General features: G+C 69.6%; 14 protein-coding genes and 2 pseudogenes. All 16 read left to right on the forward strand.

Annotated elements, in window-relative coordinates; translation table 11 throughout:
- Positions 1-144: 144 nt before the first annotated feature.
- A pseudogene (locus ACWDR4_RS25315) lies at positions 145-285 on the forward strand (RNA-guided endonuclease TnpB family protein); the annotation flags it as partial.
- Between the two features lie 401 nt (positions 286-686).
- Positions 687-1259 (forward strand): annotated as a pseudogene (locus ACWDR4_RS25320) (eCIS core domain-containing protein); the annotation flags it as partial.
- 90 nt (positions 1260-1349) lie between these two features.
- Positions 1350-3563 (forward strand): hypothetical protein, encoded by a 2214-nt coding sequence (locus tag ACWDR4_RS25325; RefSeq protein WP_450412050.1) that lies wholly within the window; start codon positions 1350-1352, stop codon positions 3561-3563.
- A gap of 596 nt (positions 3564-4159) precedes the next feature.
- On the forward strand, positions 4160-5434 hold the full coding sequence (locus tag ACWDR4_RS25330) for an eCIS core domain-containing protein (RefSeq protein WP_450411903.1): 1275 nt from the start codon (positions 4160-4162) through the stop codon (positions 5432-5434).
- A 725-nt stretch (positions 5435-6159) separates the two neighbouring features.
- Positions 6160-7947 (forward strand): eCIS core domain-containing protein, encoded by a 1788-nt coding sequence (locus tag ACWDR4_RS25335; RefSeq protein WP_450411905.1) that lies wholly within the window; start codon positions 6160-6162, stop codon positions 7945-7947.
- Between the two features lie 718 nt (positions 7948-8665).
- Positions 8666-9259, forward strand: coding sequence for a DUF4255 domain-containing protein (locus tag ACWDR4_RS25340; RefSeq protein ID WP_450411907.1), 594 nt, complete (start codon positions 8666-8668; stop codon positions 9257-9259).
- A 19-nt stretch (positions 9260-9278) separates the two neighbouring features.
- Entirely contained in the window at positions 9279-10484 is a 1206-nt protein-coding gene (locus ACWDR4_RS25345) for a phage tail sheath family protein (protein WP_450411909.1), read from the forward strand.
- Between the two features lie 4 nt (positions 10485-10488).
- Complete coding sequence (locus ACWDR4_RS25350; RefSeq protein WP_450411911.1) at positions 10489-11652, forward strand: phage tail sheath family protein; 1164 nt, start codon at positions 10489-10491, stop codon at positions 11650-11652.
- Positions 11653-11761: 109 nt separating this feature from the next.
- Positions 11762-12199, forward strand: a complete 438-nt coding sequence (locus ACWDR4_RS25355) for a phage tail protein (RefSeq protein ID WP_371658253.1) — start codon at positions 11762-11764, stop codon at positions 12197-12199.
- On the forward strand, positions 12190-12579 hold the full coding sequence (locus ACWDR4_RS25360; RefSeq protein ID WP_450411913.1) for a hypothetical protein: 390 nt from the start codon (positions 12190-12192) through the stop codon (positions 12577-12579). The genes ACWDR4_RS25355 and ACWDR4_RS25360 overlap by 10 nt, the downstream gene beginning before the upstream one ends.
- Positions 12576-12755 (forward strand): DUF6760 family protein, encoded by a 180-nt coding sequence (locus ACWDR4_RS25365; protein WP_318323770.1) that lies wholly within the window; start codon positions 12576-12578, stop codon positions 12753-12755. The genes ACWDR4_RS25360 and ACWDR4_RS25365 overlap by 4 nt, the downstream gene beginning before the upstream one ends.
- Positions 12752-13294, forward strand: coding sequence for a phage tail protein (locus ACWDR4_RS25370; protein ID WP_371658251.1), 543 nt, complete (start codon positions 12752-12754; stop codon positions 13292-13294). The genes ACWDR4_RS25365 and ACWDR4_RS25370 overlap by 4 nt, the downstream gene beginning before the upstream one ends.
- A 14-nt stretch (positions 13295-13308) precedes the next feature.
- Positions 13309-14658, forward strand: a complete 1350-nt coding sequence (locus ACWDR4_RS25375) for a hypothetical protein (protein WP_450411914.1) — start codon at positions 13309-13311, stop codon at positions 14656-14658.
- Positions 14655-15434 (forward strand): CIS tube protein, encoded by a 780-nt coding sequence (locus ACWDR4_RS25380; RefSeq protein ID WP_450411916.1) that lies wholly within the window; start codon positions 14655-14657, stop codon positions 15432-15434. The genes ACWDR4_RS25375 and ACWDR4_RS25380 overlap by 4 nt, the downstream gene beginning before the upstream one ends.
- Positions 15435-15449: 15 nt before the next feature.
- Positions 15450-16508, forward strand: a complete 1059-nt coding sequence (locus tag ACWDR4_RS25385) for a phage late control D family protein (RefSeq protein WP_450411918.1) — start codon at positions 15450-15452, stop codon at positions 16506-16508.
- Positions 16505-17149 (forward strand): phage baseplate assembly protein V, encoded by a 645-nt coding sequence (locus ACWDR4_RS25390; RefSeq protein WP_450411920.1) that lies wholly within the window; start codon positions 16505-16507, stop codon positions 17147-17149. The genes ACWDR4_RS25385 and ACWDR4_RS25390 overlap by 4 nt, the downstream gene beginning before the upstream one ends.
- Positions 17150-17158 lie beyond the last annotated feature (9 nt).

Genomic DNA, 17158 nt, shown 5'->3' on the forward strand with positions numbered 1-17158 from the left:
CAACGGCACCAACTTGGGGCCCCGACGAGGAACTGACGCACCAACAGCAGAAGTCACACACCAACTAACGATCAACTACTGGCGCAGGACACTAGTACTCCAGCAGTACTTCGTGGCTTGACCTGGGGGAACGTCGAGCGGTGAAGCTACACCTGCACCGCGTGCGGAGCTGTGTCCCCCAGGGACAAGAACTCCGCCCGTGTGATGCTCCTCCGGGCTGGTCTGACCCCGGCTGGTGTTGAGGGCGTAAGGCCTCCTGGAGCGCTGCTCCAGGAGGCGGCCTGAGCCAGGAACCCCCTCCCTTCAGGGAGGGGAGCAGTCAAGGTTGCAGTGAGTGACCGCGTGTGTTCCCGAGCAGCGAGTCTCAGGTGCCGGCGCCGTTGCGGGCCGCTTGAGAGTGCCCGCTGACCTCTCCTCCGCCGGGACCGGCCGGTGAATGGCCCCCGGTCGGCTCCGCGCCACCGCCGAGCCGGCCGCGATGCGACCGGACCTCGGCCCGGCCGTGTCTTCGGCGTCTGCCGCGGTGTCGTCGAAGACGCCGCGGCAGACGCGGCGGAGACAACCTCCGTGTATTCAGTGACCGCGTCGCCCCGTCCGGTCCTGTCGCTCCGTGGCGTGCCGTGCCGGGAGGACGGTACGGGTCGAGCGGCCGCGTCGAGTCGGCCGGTCAGTTCAGGAGGAGATGGATGCCGTTCTTGTCGGCCCCCCGGCGCGATGCCACCCGTGGACCGGAGACACCGGAGGGAAGCACGGGTTCCGCGGCCCGCGGCCGCGGTCCCGGCGGTTCCCGCAAGGCTGCCGCGGACCTGCAGCGCCGGTTCGGCAACCGCCGCGTCCAGCACGTGGTCCAGACAGCACTCGACGTGGGCCGGGTCGATGATCCGCTGGAGCGGGAGGCCGACCGGACCGCGGAGCGGGTCACGGGCACGTCGTTGCGTCGGGCGCCGGCGTTCGCCCGGGACATACCGGCCGCGAGCGGTGGCGCGGCGGATCCGGCGGTGACGGGTGCGGTGGGCCGGTTGCGTGGTGGCGGGGGCGGGCGTCCGGTGCCGGAGGGGATCCGGCGGCGGATGGAAGGCGCGTCGGGCGCGGATCTGAGCGGCGTGCGCGTGCATGTGGGCGGCGAGTCGGACCGGTTGAACGAGTCCCTGGGAGCGCGGGCGTTCACGGTGGGTTCGGACGTGTTCGTTCGGCGTGCCGAGTTCCGGCCGGGGACGACCGCCGGCGACGCGCTCCTGGCACATGAGCTGACGCACACCATCCAGCAGGGTGCGGTCGCGGCGGCCCCGGGGACGGCGACGCGGACCGCGCCGTCGGTGCAGCGGCTGGCGGCCCCCTACCGGGCGCCCATGGGTTTCCGGGCGTTCTACGGGAACAGGGCCCTTGCGGACGAGTACGTCCGGGGGTTCGAAGCCAAGGTCGGTGCCCACTACTTCAATGACCAGGACACCGTGGAACTCGCCAGGGTCGCCGTCGAGAAGCTGAAGGACACGCTCAGCACCATCATCAGGAAGGAACTGGAGAAGGCTGATCCGGCCGCCGAAACGGAGCAGGAGGCCGAGGACCGTGCGCGGAGGGCGTTCTTCCGCGACGACGTGATGTCCGCCGGGCAGGTCGGGACGGGCGTCCCCTACGAGGAGCTGCTCCAGAAGGGCAACGTCCGCGAGCTGATGACGGCCTTCTTCAACGCTGCCTACTACAACAGCAATACCCTCCCCTCGGGGGCCGCGGGATCCGTCGACACCCTCCAGAAGAAGGTCATCTCGGGCGCCGCGGAGCGGGCACTGGCTGCGGAGCCGACCCCGATGCCGACAGAGGATGGCCATGACGCCGCACCCGGGAACGAGCGGCAGCGCGACGAGTTGCGGCGCGTCGGCCGGTGGCTCGGAAGCCACCGCCGGCGTGCCGTCTCCTGGTTGAAGGGGTTCGCCAGGGACCCGTTCGCCACGGGCAACGTCGCGGCGCTGTCCGCGTCGCCGCGCTACCAGTGGTTCACTCTCATGGCGAGCGTGCTGGGGCGCCGCACGATCGGCGGCGACGAAGTGCAGCCGAGGACGCCGAAGTACTACGCCGACGCGGGCACGCCACTCGGTGAACTGGAGCAGCGTTTCGTCGCGCGCCATCTGGATCTGGCCGAGGACGAGCGGCTGCCGGACGGCCAGCCCTTGCCCTGGCGGGAGGGGGCGGTCGCGCTCCGGCCGATCTCGAACCCCTGGTCGCGGAGGGTCCGTTCCTTCGGGATCCCGGTGCAGACGGGCATCTCGACGACGACGGCCAGGATGCTCCTGGCCGCGAAGCTCATCGGCCTCGACCCACAACAACAGGAGACGTTCCTGGGGGCACTGATGGCCTGGATGCTGCCCGGCAAGGACCACACGCTGTTCGAGATCCAGCGTGGTGCCGGGATCGCCGGCCTCAGGATCGACGGCCGCGACCCGTCGAGTTCCCGCTACACCTTCGTCGACGCGTACCAGAACCTCCCCGGAAAGCCGAAGATCGGCGATGTGCGTGCGATGGCCGACGAATCCGCGCTGCCTCACGACCGCCTGTACGACGACGCGATGGCTTCCGGCAGGATCGCCGAGCATGGAGCCGACTGGCTCACGACGGTACATGATGTTTTCGACGAGTACGTCGACGATCCGGACCTCGCAAACTTCAACGCGATGTACGAGGATTTCGAGAACTCGCTGGATCACGACGCGGGCCTGACGCCCGAACAGGGGGACGCGAAGCGCGGCTGGCGAGCCGAGAAGGAAAAACTCGAAAGTCTGAAGAAAGTCATCGACTTGTACCGCGAGGAGAACGGGCTCAGCGTCGACGAGTTCAAGCTCCTTCTGTCCAAGAGACACCGGCAGGCGCTGACCGCGTGGACCGGCCCGCTCTTCCCGCTGCTGAACGACGCCATGAAATACCGTCATTCCTGGAATCCGGCAAAGCGTCTCCTGGGGTATGCGCTGTTCCGGAGGAAGGTCGGCATGATGGTGGGAGAGGGGCGTATCCTCGCCTTCTCCTATGCATCGAAAATGCCGCAGGCGCTTGTCTCCGAACAATTCGAGCGTGCGAAACAAGCACCTCACTCCGCAGCGGAATGGAAGAGGTACCAGAACGAGCTTCCCGCACTGAGACGGCGCCTGTATGAGGAGATCAGCTGGCAGTCGGACATGGCCTACGACGCTCTCCAGCAGTTGCCGAAAGTCGGCAAGGAGTCGAAGCCCGTCATGGTGTTCCGGGGTGAGCGGGCGAGCGCAGGCGTGGGAGTGTGGCGGGCGAGGCGGTCGTGGGCGAAGGGCCGGAGGCTTCGGCAACTTCTCAGCTTCAGCCGCAGCAAGGCGATCGCCGACAACTTTCGGGACGGCGTGGGCATGGGGCTGCTGATCGTCGCCAAACTGGTCGGCAAGTACGCCCGGGACATCGCTCCGTTCTCCAGCGCGGTCCACGAATCGGAGGTCCTTCTGCCACCGGGCGCTCACCTGGCCCCGATGGCGGAGGGAGAGGCCGCCGAAGCGGCCACGGCCGCGGGGGTGAACAGGGGCGACGCGGTCTTCGTGAAGGAGGCGTGAGGTCGGCAGGCGGGAGGGTGATCCGCAACCGCGAGACACATGCCGATCGCCTACGACGGCCCGCTCGGTCACGACCCCTTACCGCGAGGCCTGCGAGTGGGCCGGGTGCGGCGATCTCCGGCGGGTGGCGGAACGGTGCGGCGACGTCGAGATTGTCGACCTGCACCGCGTGTACCGCGGAGAGTGATGCGCGCGGTGTGCGTCGGGCGGGTCGGAGCCTCGTAAGCGGTGGTCACGCTGTTCGGGCGTGCGGCTCGCTGGTTGCGGAAAGGCGTGATGAGCGCGGACTCATTGTGCGAAAATCTCAACTCTCCTTATATGTAACGCGAGTTACGGTTGGTCATTTCGTGATGGGGCGTCTGCTCCGGGCCACCCGGCGAGTGCACCAGAAGATGGGCGAGATTCTGGTCGCGCCGGAGAGTTCGGCACCGGCGCGACGACCGGAAAGGATGCTTCACATGCGTTCCTCTCGGAGTGAGGCAATGTCGGTGCCGAAGGCACGGGCCATCGCCGCAGCCCCCGCGTCGCAGGGGCGTCGGCCCGAACCTTCGCGGGACGGGCTGCTGCGGCTGCAACAGCGGTACGGCAACCGTGGCGTGCGGGGCATCGTCCAGGCGAAGCTGAACGTCGGCCCGGTCGACGATCCCCACGAGCGGGAGGCCGATCGGATCTCGCGGCTGGCGATGGGATCCTCGGCAGAGTCGTCGGTAAGGCGGTCGCCCGAGGCGATCGGGTCCGTGCCCGGTGCGGCCGGGGGCGTCGCGGACCCGGGTGTGGAGCGGGCTGTGACCCGGGCCCGCGCCGGTGGACGACCGGTGCCGGACAGGGTGCGGCAGAGGATGGAACGGGTGTCCGGTGTGGACCTCGGCGGGGTGCGGGTGCACGTCGACGCCGAGGCGGACCGACTCAATGAGGCCTTGGGGGCCAGGGCCTTCACGGTGGGCGCCGACGTGTTCGTCCGGCGCGACGAGTACCGCCCCGGCAGTGCCCGCGGTGACGCGTTGCTGGGCCACGAGTTGACGCACGTGGTGCAGCAGTCGGGGGCGGGCGAGTCCGTCCAGAGATTGCTCAAGAACCGACACCCGTGGCACGGAGTCATGCTGGCCGGCACGGCCGTCCTTCAGAAGGCGGCCGGGCCCGTCGGCAATCCGCAGGTCGGCACCGTCGGGCTCGGGCAACGGGTCCAAGTGACCAACAGGGCGGCCAACTTCCTCCGCATCGACGCGAACGGAGTCGTCGGATACGTTCCGCACACAGTCGTCGACGAGGCGACGGCGAACAGAATGCAACGGGGGCTGGGCGACAAACTCCGGTGGAAGAACTCCGACGCGTCGGGGCTCTCCACCACCGGGGATTCGGAGTACTACGGCACGGACTTCGCGGCATGGGCGTTGGGGAAGGGCGGAGAGTGGCTCATGGCGCCGGGGGAGTTGACGCGGACGACGACCCTCAACTGCTGGGAGGCGATTCTGTACGCCGCCTACAAGGTCGGAGCCCTCACGTGGAGAGACCTGAACAACGTGTACACCATGGTGGCGGCCAATCCTGGCCTGTCGCTGATGACCGCGATGGTGGGCGCTCATCCGCGCTCCGCATATGTCAACGGCGTCAGTGAGCCCGAACGGGGAGATCTGGTCTTCTTCAACGGACTTGACCACGTCGCGTTGGCAGCCGGCCAGAAGCTTGGCACGGATACGGTCGTCTACAGCTTCTGGCCGGCCCCGGACGTGGCTTTCTCCGACTCGTTGAACGGTACCGTCGACAGAGTCAAGGAATGCACGATAGAAGAACTCGTGACCGTCATACAGGGCTGGGATCCGACGGGTCCGGCGCCGGTCGTGGAGTTCGCGGATCCGGCGTGGACGGGGTAGTCGCCGCGGCCCCGGGCAGGCCCTGACGCCGACTGCCCGGGTCACGTATTCGTGCCCGTGACCTCGTTCGAGTGCGACGTCCGCGCAGGCACTCCGCCAGCGGCACATCACGTACTACCGCGAGGGCGGGGCACCAGGTGGCCTGGGCCAGTTGCAGCAGGACTGCCCGACGTGCGGGATCGGCGTTGGCCGCGTTCCCCGTCAGGTTCCTCTGTTCGGACTCCTGGAGTTCGCGTCTTCCCTCAGGGTGGATGTCGTGCCAGGGCACCCGGTGGCCGCGGATCCGGTGCGAGGACGTGGGCCTTCCGGTGGCGTGATCTACGTCACGTTGGTCGGCGAACCGCGACGTCACGGCACCCGAGGTCGCGGCGCCACATCCTCTGAGGCGTACCGGAAGACGCTCGCGCAGACGGCCGGGGGACGCCGGGCGCATAAGCCTCTTGTGCAGGCTGATCGGTACCGTGGCGACACGTCACGATGCCGTCCCAAGGAGGCTCCTCTGGAGGGGGGCCTCGACTTGGACCGGCTCGCTCGGCGGATCCACCTGCCCGGGGGCGACATCCGCGACATCGCCGTCGCGGGTGTTTTCCTCGCCGCTGCGGACGCTGGGGTGGTCACGATGGGGTATCTGCTCCGGGCCGCCCGGCGCGAGTTTCCAGAAGATGGGCAGGATTCTGTCCACAGGACGGTTCGGCACCGGCTCCACGACCGGAAGGACGCCTCGCATGACCTCTCTCCAGTCCCCTCGGCGTGATGCGGCGTCGGCGACGAAGGTGCCGACCGCTGCTGCCGAAGGGCCCCTGCGGCAGGTGCGCGGGCCCGCGCACCCCCGGGACGGGCTGTTGCGCCTGCAACGCCGGTACGGCAACCGCCTCGCGCGGGGGATCATCCAGGCGAAGCTGAACGTCGGTCCGGTCGACGATCCACTGGAGCGCGAGGCCGACCGGGTCGCGCGCCTGGCGACGGGGGCGTCGCCGTCCGCGACGGCGCAGCGTGCGCCGGAGGCGGGGCGGCACGTTCCGGCCGCCGCCGGTGGTACGGCGGAGCCCGCGGTCGCGCGGGCGGTGGAGCGGGCACGCGGTGGCGGCCTGGAGGTGCCCAGCGGTGTCCGGGAACGGATGGAGCGGGTGACCGGGGCGGATCTCGGTTCGGTGCGGGTACACGTGGGGTCGGAGCCGGATCGGCTCAACGACGCTTTGGGGTCGCGGGCGTTCACGGTCGGCTCGGACGTGTTCGTCCGGCGAAGCGAGTACCGGCCGGGTACCTCCCGCGGTGACGCACTGCTGGGGCACGAGTTGACCCACACCGTCCAGCAAGGCGCCGCCGGCCCCGGGCTCGGGTGCGCTCCGCTCACCACCGCGCAGCGTTATGTCGACATCCCGGCCGCCGACCCCCGGTATCCGACGAAGCATGCCGCTGATCGGAGGGAGAACGACCAGTACTTCTTTCCCAGTCAGCGAGAGGTAAATGGCAGTTGGTTCGAGAATGCGGACGCTTTGGTCCTGAACCACATCAACATCGCCGAGTTGAGGCCCAACCTGGCTTACGCGGACACGCCCGATCTGCGCTTCTCTGATGATTTCGATCTCGCCGTCGAGATAGGTGCGGGTGTCGAGTCCAAGGTTTTCTATGCCACAAAGGAACGGATAAAGGAATCGAACTCCGGACTCACCGAACACGTGCGGTTCGTCAGGACTTCCCGATACCTGGAGGTGCAATTGCGGGGCCCGGATTCCCGTTCCGGGGCTGCGCTCACCCGCCACCTGTATCAGGTCGAGCCTCAGGAAGCACTTCCCAAGGAGAAGGGGCTGCAAGGTTTCCGCCAGTCGGTTTCCGGAATGTTCGCCAAAGCAGGGCCCAGGGGACTGCGACTCCGGACTCCGCAGGACTGCGAGCATATGTCGAACTGGGTCGTAGCCTCTGGCCGCCTTCTTGCCCAGTGGTGGGTCGAAACCCTGGCCGAGGTCCTCGATGAGGTCATCCTCACCTTGACGGGAGCCCTCGACCCGCTCATCGGGTCGTATGCGGAGAGCTGGAGGGCATCGAGCCCCGTGAACCTTCGGGGCGCGTACGAGCAACATGCTCGCCTGATGGTCGACAAACTCTATGTGCTCGACGACGGATACCCAGGCCGGCTGCGTGATGAGCTGGGCACAGCGTTGAGACAGCGTCAGATCAGCGAGTTCCTACCCGGGGCGGTGACCGTGGGGTCGCGTTTGATGACCATGGGAAGCGGGATATCCGATAGCGAGAAGCGGCGTGCCGATCCGCCGTTCCAGTACCACTACGCCGGCGTGGTGGCCGTCAGCGGTGGGGACTATCTCACGATGGAGAACTACGCTCGGCGCGACGATAAAGTCCAAACCGCGACAGGGGGCAGCGGCGACCCGCTCTGGTTCTTCTACATGTACGGCACGAATCCCGACCATGCGACCAGCAACGAGACATGGCACAGCAGGTGGGTCGGTTCGGGCAGCTTCGGCGGCTTCCCGTTGTCGTTCATGTCGGAGTAGTGCGCCCGACCTCCGCGCTCGCCCGGCGGCCCTGCGCCGGGGTCGATCGGCGCTGCGGCGGCGCTTCGTCGGCCGTTGGATGCCGCGACCGGTGAGCGACGATCCGGGGCGGACCCGGTAGAGGACCGGGAAGCCTTCGCGGGTGACCGCGGGTTCGATGGCGATCTGCCCAGGGCCGGGGGACGGTCGGTCGGCAGAGTGTCCGAACCGGCGTGGTGCTCCTGCGGACAGTGCGCTCGGTGGCCCGCTGCAAGTCAGGTGCGTCGTCCGCGACCGCGTTGTGGCCGGTCGCTCCCCCGAGTTCTCGCTTCGCTCGACCCCGGGGGCCATCGCTGCGACGCCGACATGATGCAGCCTCCGCGCACCCTGGGGCACTGCCGAACCACACCGGACCGTGCCGGAGCCGCTTGGCGCGGCGGTGGCGTTGCCGTTTCCCGTCGCCGAGACGGTGGTTCGGCAGGGCGACCGACTGACGAGGGGCTGTCCGTCCTGTCCGGGCACGGCGTCGACCTCGGTGGCGGCACATGCGGGGATGCGCCAAGCGTGTGGCGCACATCATGATTGCCGGTGAACGGCCACGTCAGCGCGTCATTGGCAAGCTTCCCACGCTCGCTGAGGCGCTCCCGCAGACGCTCCCGCAGACGTACCGGGGACGCCCGGCGAGTAGATCTTCCGACAAGGCCGACCGGCACTGCGGCAAGCAAGGATGGGGGAAGCGATGTTCCAGGACCTGGACACCACCCTCGCAGCCCTCGTCGAGGCCGAGTTGCCGCTGTCCGGTATCACCGTCAGCTTCGCCACCCCGGACGACCAGTTCCCGCCCTCCGGTGTCACTCTGCCCGCGCTCGCCTTCTTCCTCTACGACGTGCGGGAGAACCACGAGCTGCGCACCAACCAGTGGGACAACACGCGGCAGGAGTCCGGCATGGTCACGCGCAAGCGCGCACCGGCGCGGGTCCTGTGCTCCTATCTGATCACCGCCTGGCCGAACGAGAGCGCGCCCAACCCGGCGCAGGACGAACACCGCCTGCTCGGCGCGGTGATGAAGGTGCTGCTACGCCACCGGGAGATCCCCGCGAGGTACCTGCGGGGGGAGTTGGCCGAGCAGCCGGCTCCGCTGCCGGCCAGGATCACCGCCGAGAGCCACTTGCAGGGCCTTGGCGAGTTCTGGCAGGCCATGGGAGGGCGGCCCAAGGCCATCCTCCACTACAGCGTCACGCTCAGCGTCGACGTCTTCGAATCAGCCGAGGTCGGACCCGAGGTGACCGAGACGGTCGTCCGGGTCGGCCGGGGCGTGGACCACGAGTCATGACGAGGGGGAGATCCCACAGATGCCGCAGTATCTAGCGCCTGGCGTGTACGTCGAAGAGGTTCCCTCGGCGATCAAGCCGATCGCCGGGGCGGGAACCAGCACCGCGGGCTTCGTGGGCGTCGTGGACGACACGGTCACGATGCCGCTGCTCCCCGGCCGGTCCGGGCTGAAGGCCGACGGCACCCCCGAGCCCGCCGACCTCGCCACGGTGGCCCCCGCCGGCGAGGCGCAGCTCGTGGACGGCTGGGAGACCTTCAAGAACCTGTTCGGCGACATCCAGCCGGGCAACAGCACGCTCGCCCACGCGGTCTACGGCTTCTTCAACAACGGCGGTGGCCGCTGCTGGGTCACCCGGGTCGCGCCCGACGAGGACGCGGACCAGGCGGAGGCGAGCCTGATCGCCGCGCTGGACACCTTCACCGTCGTCGACGAGATCGCCCTGGTCGCGATCCCCGGCGCGGTGAGCGACGCGGTGCAGGGCGCACTCCTCGACCACTGCGAGAACCAGTACCTCCAGGACCGTTTCGCGATCCTCGACGGTCGGCAGACCACCGTGCTGACCAAGGAGGCGATCCGGGGCGGCGTCCGGGACAGCAGCTACGGGGCGATCTACTACCCGTGGATCGACGTCGGCGCAAAGGGCGCGGACGGCAGCCCGGTGTACCAGCCGCCGAGCGGCCACCTCGCCGGGGTCTACGCCCGCGTCGACACCGAACGGGGCGTGCACAAGGCGCCGGCCAACGAGGTGATCCGCGGCGCGCTGGGCCTCCAGACGCTGGTCGGCAAGCAGGGCCAGGCCGGGCTCAACCCCGACGGCATCAACGTGATCCGCAGGTTCGACGGCAACAACACGGTCTGGGGGGCCCGCACGATGGCGGGCGCGTCGCAGGCCGAATGGCGCTACATCAGCTCGCGGAGGCTGTTCAACTTCCTGCGCGAGTCGATCGACGAGGGCACCCAGTGGGCGGTCTTCGAGCCGAACTCGCCGGAGATCTGGTCGAAGATGCGCCGTAATGTCGGTGCCTTCCTGAACACGGTGTGGGCGTCCGGCGCGCTCATGGGCAACACGCCCGAAGAGGCGTTCTACGTGCGCTGCGACGAGACCGTCAACCCCGCGCCGGTCCGGGAGGCAGGCCAGTTGGTGGTCGAGGTCGGGGTGGCGCTGGTACGCCCCGCCGAGTTCGTCGTCTTCCGGATCAGCCAGTGGGCCGGCGGGGTCGAGTAGCACCTTGCCGAACGAGACCGTGACCCAGCAACCGACACCGGGCGTGCTCCGGCAGGACGTGTTCCCGCCGCCGGCACCGAGCTTCCTCACCGGGGTGCCCGCCTTCCTCGGCCGGGCGGCCGAGGGACCGCGCACGCCACAGCGGCTGACGCTGTGGCCGCAGTTCGAGGCCGCCTACGGCGCGACGCCCGACGGCTTCCTGGCCGACGCGGTCCGGGGTTTCTTCGACAACGGCGGGCTGCTGTGCCACGTCGTACGGCTCGACGAGTCGAAGGCGCCCCCGGCCGCGTTGGAGGCCGCGCTGGAGGCGCTGGACGCCCTGGAGGACGACGTCGACCTCGTCTGCGCCCCCGACCTCGTCGCGACGGCGCCGTGGCCGGCCGACGGCTCCCTCGACACGGTCCTCGGCCTGCAGCGGGTGCTCCTGCGGCACTGCCGGGACCGGGGCGACCGGTTCGCGCTGCTCGACGGCGTGCCCACGACGGACCCGGCGGTGGTCACGGCCCAGTGCGCGGCGCTGACCGGGGCGGACGGCGCCTTCGGGGCGCTGTACTACCCGTGGCTGTGGGCACCGGGCCGGGACGGGCGGTTGCGGTACCTGCCGCCGTCCGGGCATGTGGCGGGCGTGTACTCGGCCGGTGACCAGCGGGTCGGCGTGCAGAAGGCGCCCGCCAACACGGTGGTCGAGGGCGTCGTCGATCTGCAGGTGAACCTCGGCGCGGCCGAGGTGGGGACGCTGTACGGGCAAGGGGTGAACTGCCTGCGGGCGCTGCCCGGTCGTGGCGTCCGCGTCTGGGGCGCGCGGACCCTCGCCGCGGACCCGGCCTGGCGTGACGTGACCGCGCGGCGCCTGGTCGGCACCATAGGCCGGTGGACCGAGCGGTTCATGACGGGCCTGGTCCACGAGCCCAACGACATACGGCTCTGGGTGCGGATCATGCGGGAACTCACCGCGTACCTCGACGAACTGTTCCAGCGTGGCGCGCTGAAGGGCCGAACTCCGGCCGAGGCGTTCTTCGTCAAGTGCGACCACGAGACCAATCCCCCGGCGGTCGTCGCGGCGGGGGTGGTGGTGACCCAGATCGGTGTGGCTCCGACCGCACCCGCCGAGTTCGTCACCGTTCGCGTCATCCATGGTGCGAGCGGTGTGACGGTCGACGCGGCGTGAATGATTTCGAAAACTTCGAAGGCAACTTCGAAGACAGCTTTTAGGGCAGCTTTCAAGACAGCTTCGACGAGAAGTTCGACAGGAAATTCGACAAGAAGGAGGTGCGGTTGTGGAGAGGGTCGATCCCTATTTCGGCTACAACTTCTCGGTGGAGCTCGACGGCATGACCCGGGCCGGTTTTCGGGAGTGTTCCGGACTGGAAAGCAGTCAGAGCGCCGCCGAATACCGTGAGGGAATGGACGCGAACCTGGCCCCGCGGAAGATCCCCGGTCTGAACAGCTACGGCGACATCACGCTCAGTCGCGGTGTGACGAACGACAGCAAGCTGTGGGAGTGGCGGCAGCGGGTGATGAAGGGCACCGTGGAGCGGCACAACGTGTCGATCACGCTGCTCGACCAGCAGGGCGGTCCCCGGGTGACCTGGAACCTGTTCGAGTGCTGGCCGAAGTCGTGGTCCGGCCCCAGCCTCAACGCGACCAGCGACGAGATCGCCGTCGAGCAGCTCACGCTCGCCTGCGAACGCATCGAGGTCGACCAGTGGAGCTAGCGGGCGGCGTCACCGAGGCTCGCCGCACGGAGTTCCCGTTCACCCTGCCGCACGGCCTCGTCGCGCCGGACGGCACGGTGCATCGCGAGGGCACCATGCGGATGTCCACCGCGCTGGACGAGATCGAGCCGATCAAGGATCCCCGGGTGCGGTCGAACCCGGGGTATCTGGTCATCATCCTGCTGACCCGGGTGATCACGAAGCTGGGTGGCCTGGAATACATCAACACCCACACCGTCGAGAACCTGTACTCGGGCGATCTCGCCTATCTCCAGGACTTCTACCAGCGCATCAACACCAACGGGCATTCCCGGCTCCAGGTGGACTGCCCGCACTGCACCGGGTCGTTCGAAGTGGAGCCCCCCAGCCTGGGGGAATAACGCGCTACTCCCCGGACCGGCTGCACGAGGAAGTAGCGTACGTGGCTTATCACTTTCACTGGCCCTATCTCGACATCATGCAGCTCGACCATCACGAACGGCAGCGCTGGGTCGCCGAGATCGCCCGTATCAACGAGCGGCTCAACGAACACGGAGGGGCAGGGGTGCGGCGATGACGTCGACAGGAATTCCGCTCGGACTGAGCTGGGCGCCCACCGCCGTGGGCAACTGGACCGGACTGCGCTTTCCCGACCCCTTCTCGACCTTCAACTTCGCGGTGGAGATCGAGGGCCTGCTGGTCGGCGGTTTCACCGAGGTCAGCGGTCTGGAGAGCCGGATCGAGATGGAGTCCTACCGGGAGGGCGGAGTCAACGGCTTCGTGCACCAGCTGCCCGGCGCGGCCAGTGCCTCCCCCCTGGTGCTGCGGCACGGGCTGAGCGCGCTCAGCGAGCTCTGGAACTGGTACGACAACACGGCTCGCGGTGTCATCCAGCGCAAGAACGGCACGATCGCCCTGCTCGACCGCCACCGGATCCCGGTGATGTGGTGGAACTTCCGCAACGCGCTGCCCGTGCGCTGGACCGGCCCGACCTTCAACGCCGGAACCGACGAGGTCGGCTTCGAATCCCTGGAGCTGGCGCACGAGGGACTGACCAAACCGCTGCTGGGACAGGCCCTCGCACTGGGCCACGGCATCGCCGACATGGCCGGCTGACAGGAAACACCGAGATGGACGACGACACGACCTTCGACCCGGTGCTGGTCCACCGGCTGTCGCGGAGGGCACTGCGCCCCGGGGTGGTCGACCCGGGTCAGGCACGGGCCGTACTCACCCGACACCACGGCATGACGCCCGCGCTCCCGCTGGCCGAGTCGGCCGCACGGTACGCGGATCCGGTGTCGCACGCCGGTTCGACGGCGCCCATCGTGTACGGGCACCCCGTACCGACCGGGCAGTCCGGGTCCTCCGCCGGAGGTGCGGATGCGGCCGGTCCGGGCTCGTCGGCACCGGCCGGGTCCATGCCGGTCGCCTCGGCGCGCCGCGCACCGGTGTCCTCGGACGGACCGGCGGTGTCGGCTCGTACCGCCCGGCCCACAGCAGCCGAGACGGGTCCCGCACGGACCACGGACGGTCCGGGCATCGGCGGTTCACCCTCGCGCCCCGCGACATCCCCGGCCGTGACGAGGGCGACGCCCATGATCCAGCGCAAGGTCGCCGCGCCGTCCGCCCCCACGACCTCTCCGCCCTCCCGTGCCGGATCAGGACCGGCGCCGATGCCTCGCGTGCCCGGCGTCCCGCTCGCGTCCCGCCGTCCGCTGTCGACACCGGGCACGGCCGGGGCATCCGGTCCCTCGATGCCCGGCCGCGCGGGTCCCCCCGTGCCGTCGAAGCCGCTCGCTTCCGGTCCGGCGACTTCCGGTCCGGTGATGGCGTACGTCCCGTCGGCGCCCCGCCGTGGCCCGGTCGCCCCGGCGGCACCCGGCCGGCACGCCCAGCAGGCCGAGGCCGCCCGCCGGGCCGCCCACCAGAAGGCAGCCGCCGAACCCCTCCTCGCCCGGCCGGGCTCCGGGGTGTCGGATCCCGCCGTCCCATCCGGCTCCGCCGACGGTCCGCACCCGGCCGCGCACACGCCGCCCCCGACCGTCGGCGCTCACCCGGCACCGGCGTCGTACCCGGCGACACCCGGCGCGCGGCTTCCGGTTGACGCGGCGCCGACCGAGGTGGTCTCCGCGCGCCAGCCGCAAGCCCAACCGGTGCGGCCTCTGCCCCTCGCCGTAACCCAGGCGTTGACCACTCCCCATGACCGCCCGTCACCCGGCACGGCCGCACGGCAGGCAACCGGAGTGCCATCGCAGCCGGTGCTCCCGGGCACGGCACAGCACGCGCATCCAGGGCATCCAGGGCACTCCGGGCACGCCGACCCCGCAGGCCACCCGCCCCGCGCCGACCGCGGCACCGAGCAGCCGGACCCGGCGGAGGCCGCCCCGGTGGACGTCGCGCACCTCGCGGACCTGGTGCACCGCAGGATCGTGCGCAGGCTGGCCGTCGAGGCCGAACGCAGAGGGGTGCGGCGGTGACCTTCAACAAGGCGGCGGGCCTGGCGAGCACCCTGCTCGGTGTCGGCCCGGGTGGCGGCGGGCTGCAGAAGCTGACCATCTCCCACGACGGAACGGACTTCGCGGACAACGGACCGATCGAGGCGTTGTTCAACCCGCACGAGATCAGCAGGTCGCGGGCGGTCACCTGGGAGGCGTCCGACCCGGCGTGGGGCGCGTGGACCTGGAGCGGCCTGCAGCACGAGTTCGGGGCCGTGCAGCCCGCGACGCTCTCGCTCGAGCTGTTCTTCGACACCTACGAGTCGAGGGCGAGCGCGTCGGCGTGGGCACGGGCCACCTCGTTCGTGACGCCGCCCAACCCGTTCCAGACCGGCGACGCGACCGATGTCACGGCGCTGACCGGCCGGGTGGCGCGGCTCGCCGAGGTCGACACGGAGTTGCACCGTCCACCGCAGTGCACGCTCTCCTGGGGTGCGTTCTCCGAGATCTTCACCGGTGTGCTCACCCGGCTCGACGAACGGTTCACGATGTTCCTGCCCGACGGCACACCGGTGCGGGCCACCCTCTCGTGCAGCTTCGTCGAGTCCCTCACCGACGCGCAGCTGCGGGAGCGGGAACTGCACTCGGCCGACGTGGACAAGACGTGGACGGTCCGGCGCAACGACACACTGCACAGCATCGCCGCCGCGGAGTACCGGGACCCGCGCCTGTGGCGGCACATCGCCTCGGCCAACGGCATCGTCAACCCGCGTGACCTTCGACCGGGGATGGTCCTGACCATTCCCCGGCTGGGCTGAGGGGAGGGCCACGTGATGAAGACCGCAGAATCCGTGCCGGACCTCGACATCCGCTGCGACGGCGTGCGCCTGCCGCCGGACGCCCGCCTCGACGTGGAGTCGGTGACCGTCCTGGAGGATCTCGACGCGCTCAGCATGTTCACTCTGACGCTGCGCAACTGGGACTCCGAGCGGCTGGCCGTCTCCTGGTCGGACTCCCCGCTCTTCGCGGTCGGCACCGAGGTGCGGATCGCGCTCGGGTTCATCGGCGACCTGCACCCGGTGATGACCGGGGAGGTCACCAGTCTGGAGCCCGCCTTCACCGCGGACCGGCTGCCGAGGCTGACCGTCCGCGGGTACGACTACCGGCACCGGCTGGCCCGTGGTCAGCGCACTCGCACCTTCACCCGTACAAAGGACAGCGCCATCGCCCGCCAACTGGCCCGGGAAGCGGGACTGCGGGCCGAGGTGACCGACACCCGGACCGGCCTCGACTACGTGGTGCAGAACAACCAGACGGATCTGGAGTTCCTCCAGAAACGGGCGAGACTGATCGGGTACGAGGTCCACGTACGGGACAGGGTGCTGTACTTCCGGCCACCGCAGCACGGCCGTCCGCCGTCGGCGACGCTGCGCGTCGGCGACGACATCTCCGAGTTCACACCCCGGCTGCGCACGCTGACCCAGGTGCGCGAGCACTCCGTGCGGGGCTGGGACGTGGCGCGCAAACAGGCCGTCGTCGCCACCGTGGCCGCAGGCCAGGAGTCCACCACCATGGGGGGCACCGCCACCGGCCCCCGCCAGGCCGGCCGGGCCTTCGGCAAGGCAGGGTCGGTCAGCACGGACCTGCCGGTGCCGAACCGGGAGCGGGCCGACCAGATGGCCCGCGGCCAGTTCGACGACCTGGCGCTCACCTACATCACCGGCGAGGCCGAGTGCGAGGGACAGCCCCGCCTGCACGCCGGCGAAGTGGTCGACATCCAGGGCGCGGGCACCACCTTCAGCGGCCCCTACTACCTCACCTCCGTCAGCCACTCGGTGACCGCCGCCGAGGGCTACCGGACCGGTCTCCAGGTACGGAGGAACGCCGCGTGACCGAGATCTTCGACCATCTGGCGGGCCAGGAGCCCGGCCGGGCGGACGGGCGGTTCCACGGGGTGGCGATCGGCATCGTCACCAACAACCGTGACCCGGACGGCCTGGGGCGGGTCAAGGTGGCCCTGCCCTGGCTGGCGGACGACGCCGAGACCGACTGGGCACGGGTGGCGGTCCCGATGGCCGGCGCCGGCCGTGGCTTCGCCTTCCTGCCCGAGGTCGACGACGAGGTCCTGGTCGCCTTCGAGCACGGCAACCCCGAGGTCCCCTACGTCATCGGCGCGCTGTGGAACGGCAAGGACAGGCCGCCGGTCACCAACGGCGACGGCCGCAACGACACACGGTCGATCACCTCCCGCAGCGGGCACGTGATCCGGCTGGTCGACACCGACCGGGACGAGCGCATCGAGATCGTCGACAGGAGTGCCGGGAACAGCATCGTGATCAGCACGAAGGACAACCGGATCACGATCACCGCGACTGCGGACGTCGTCATCTCCGCCGGCGGGAAGCTGCGGCTCAGCGGCAACGGTGTCGAGATCGTCTCCAAGGCCGACGTGAACGTGGAGGCCAAGTCCGCGCTCGCGGTCAAGTCCGGCGGACGGCTGACCATCAAGGGCAGCCAAGTCAACATCAACTGATTGGGGGGT

The sequence above is a fragment of the Streptomyces sp. NPDC000878 genome, assembly GCF_053599695.1.